Raw genomic sequence first — 3,375 nt, forward strand, 5'->3', positions numbered from 1 at the left:
TTCACCGGGAGGAGGCTATACCTGACCAATTTTACAGGAGAAAAAAGACTTGACCGTTTCATGTAGTAAACTGAATGGCAAGAAGTATCCCATCAAGAAGGCTCTTGAAGAGATGCCTTTGCCAAATCGAGATTGTTCGATGGATGTTTTTGAAACTGGAGTGGCTTGGTGTCGATGTCTATATCTACCCGTTATCTAGGGTATGGAGAGCAAGGATGAAGGGAAACGGAAACAGAGCAGATTGGGAGCAACTCCCAGGCGAAAGTGATGAGGCTTACGCATGTTTCCTCTGGTATTGTTCGCTACCACCAGAAGAAAGAAGCCTTGAGGAACTTTGGAGAACGCTTCCACTAACGGAACGAAAGCGCTTTGAGGAAGCTTTTCAAAGAGAGCAAGAAGAAGAGGGGAAGAAGGCTGGGAGGGGGAAGAAAGCGACAGGGAAGAGAACGTGAAAGATCAAGAGACAAGGCTGAAGTTTGTAGAGTTGAGGGCCAAGGGGCTTTCCTTTAGCTCAATAGCTAAGGAACTCAGGGTAAGCAAACAAACACTTATGGACTGGAGCAAGGACCTTGAGGAGGACATAGCCAACCTCAGGGCGATAGAGCTTGAGGCTCTTCAAGAAGAATACTACTTAACGGTCAGAAGGCGAGTAGAACTTCTCGGAGAGAGGCTAAAGAGTGTCAAGGAAGAACTGGACAAACGCGACTTGAAGGAGATCCCCACGGAGAAACTCTTTGACCTTCTTCTCCGTTGCTCCTCCCTTCTCAAAGAGGAATACATAGAGCCACACTTCAGAAGCACGAAAGAATGGATTGAGGACAGGGCAAGGACGGAGGAATTGAACTCCCTCCTTCACTTGTGAAGATGAGAACCAAAAGGAGACCGATTCTTTACCGCTCGAGGCTTCAAAGACAGTAAAAGAGAGAGATGGTGAATATACGTAGGTCAAGGCTTACGCTCTATGTGCTTGGTGTGGTGGTAGTGGGCAACGCATAATCACCAAACTTGGAGGTTTCATATGGCAAGACTTCCTAATAAGGCGATTGAGCGAATCGCTGCAGGGTTGAAACGTTTTCAGCCGATCCTTGCCGCAGCCAAATCTCGTGATGTCAACGAATCGGACACGGTGGTCATCGTTACTGATCTACTCCAGGACGTTTTTGGCTACGACAAGTATGCCGAGATCACTTCTGAACACATGATTCGCAGCACTTTTTGCGATCTAGCCGTCAAGCTAGGAGGCTCTTTAGCTTTCTTGATTGAGGTAAAGGCCATCGGTCTCGACCTGAAAGAGCAGTTCGTTCGCCAAGCTGTAGATTATGCCGCTAATCAAGGTGTGGAATGGGTCGCCCTCACAAACGGAGTGATATGGAAAGTCTACAGGGTTAGTTTCGTCAAGCCAATCGAGCATGAACTCGTGGTTGACATCGACCTACTGGCTGCGAATCCGCGGAACACAGAACACATCAGGCTGGTAGGACTACTAGCTAAAGAGGGTTGGCAGAAAGCTCAGCTTGGAGTATATCACTCCCAGAAACAAGCGCTCAGCCGGTTCACTCTCGGAGCCCTCATAGTTAGCGACCCGGTTCTTGATTTGCTGCGCCGCGAGATTCGTAGATTATCACCCAATGTGCGCATTGAGGCTGAAGAAATAAGGCGGGCTCTGGAGGGTGACGTCCTGAAACGAGATGTCCTTGAGGGAGACAAGGCAGATGCTGCAAGAAAGCATGTGGCGAAGTCCGCGGGGCGCACCCTTCGCGCCGCCAGATCCTCGTCTCCGAGCAAGGAATTTGAACCACAGGAAACCTCTGACTCGGAGGAAACAGCTGGTCGCGAGGAGTAAGGCACTGCTCAACCTTATAAGGAGAGCGGTGTTCTTGAGGCCGTGGAAACGAGAGAAGAACTCGTTAGATCCAGCTGAATCCAAAAGGAGTCTGTGAGAGACCAAAACCAGCCTGTTTCTTCGCCGTAGATCGAGTGCAGCTATAGTGAGTCGGGGGGTAGGGTAGAAGTAAGTTGAAAACGCAAGGAGACTTCTCATCGACATGAATGCGGTCTTATACATCAGAGTTTCCACAAAGGAACAAGCAGAACAGGGCTACTCTCTGTCTGCACAGGCCAGGTTGCTGATCGAATACGCTGAGAGAAAGGCTTTCAGAGTAACCAGGAAGTTTATGGTGCCAGAATCAGCGAGCGGGAAGCAGGAGCGGAAGACCTTCTTGGAGATGCTTGAATTTCTGAGATCTAACCCTGAGACTAAGTTAGTTTTATGCGAAAAGGTTGACAGAATCACTCGCAATTTCAAGGATGCAGTAAAACTTGACGATTGGCTAAACGAAGACGAGGCTAGACAGCTTCACTTCGTGAAGCAAAACCTTGTTATCCACAAGAACTCAAAGTCCTACGACAAGTTTCAATGGGACATCTATCTCGTGCTTGCAAGACAATACAGCAACAATCTGTCGGAAGAAGCAAGGAAAGGGCTGGAAGAAAAAGCAGTCCAGGGGTGGTATCCAGGCAACCACAAGAAAGGTTACAAGGCCATCGGCAGCGTTGGGCGTAAGACTTGGGTGATCGATTCTTCTCCGAATTCGGAAGCTCCTTTTGTTAGGAGAGCGTTTGAGCTCTACGATACAGGTGAGCACACCATAGATACCTTGAGAAGAAAACTCTTCGAAGAAGGCTGGAAGACCAAGGCTGGGACACCCATAAGCAAAACAGAAATGCACAACCTTCTCACAGATTGCTTCTACTGCGGGGAATTTGATTGGAAAGAAAAACACTTCCCTCAGGCAAGTCACCCACCTCTTATTTCGAAAGAACTCTTTTACAGTGTGCAGGAGCGCATAAGGCGGAAGCTCACTGGAAAATATAGGAAGCATGACAAGTTCCTATTCAAGGACCTCATAAAGTGCGGCGAATGCGGCCGGTCAGTGGTGGCACAGGTGCAAAAGGGACACCACTACTACCGATGTACTCACTACGGGACGAACTGCTCCCAGCGGGGCTATGTGCGCGAAGAGGAACTAGAAAAACAGGTCATCTGTCTACTTGACGGCTTGGAGGTGAAGAACACCCGCATTGTCGACTGGATACGAAAAGCTCTCAAAGAAAGCCACGCTCAGGAAGCTCAATATCACGATGTTGCTCTTGCCGAATTGAACAGACAGTTCACCATCATCCAAAAGCGACTGGACGCACTTTACGATGATAAGCTTGACGGGAAGATTACCGACGCTATGTATGAGAAGAAGTTTCAGCAATGCAGCCAGGAGCAGGATAACATTCTTGGGGCTACCAGACGGCACAAAGAGGCCAATATCAGTTATTTTGAGCTCGGGGCAAATATTTTCGAACTGAGCCAGAAGGCACGGA

General features: G+C 48.7%; 4 protein-coding genes. All 4 read left to right on the forward strand.

Annotated elements, in window-relative coordinates; genetic code table 11:
• Window positions 1-149: 149 nt before the first annotated feature.
• Window positions 150-452 carry a hypothetical protein gene (locus QME66_12995; protein ID MDI6809867.1) on the forward strand — a complete coding sequence of 101 codons (303 nt, stop codon included), beginning with the start codon at window positions 150-152 and terminating at the stop codon, window positions 450-452.
• Entirely contained in the window at window positions 449-862 is a 414-nt protein-coding gene (locus QME66_13000; GenBank protein ID MDI6809868.1) for a helix-turn-helix domain-containing protein, read from the forward strand. The genes QME66_12995 and QME66_13000 overlap by 4 nt, the downstream gene beginning before the upstream one ends.
• Before the next feature lie 156 nt (window positions 863-1,018).
• A complete protein-coding gene (locus QME66_13005; GenBank protein MDI6809869.1) occupies window positions 1,019-1,843 on the forward strand; it encodes a type I restriction enzyme HsdR N-terminal domain-containing protein in 825 nt (274 codons plus the stop codon).
• 202 nt (window positions 1,844-2,045) lie between these two features.
• Window positions 2,046-3,375 (forward strand): recombinase family protein (locus QME66_13010; protein ID MDI6809870.1); only part of this gene is annotated, 1,330 nt, incomplete at its 3' end.

The sequence above is a fragment of the Candidatus Eisenbacteria bacterium genome (genome assembly GCA_030017955.1).
Classification (GTDB): domain Bacteria; phylum Eisenbacteria; class RBG-16-71-46; order JASEGR01; family JASEGR01; genus JASEGR01.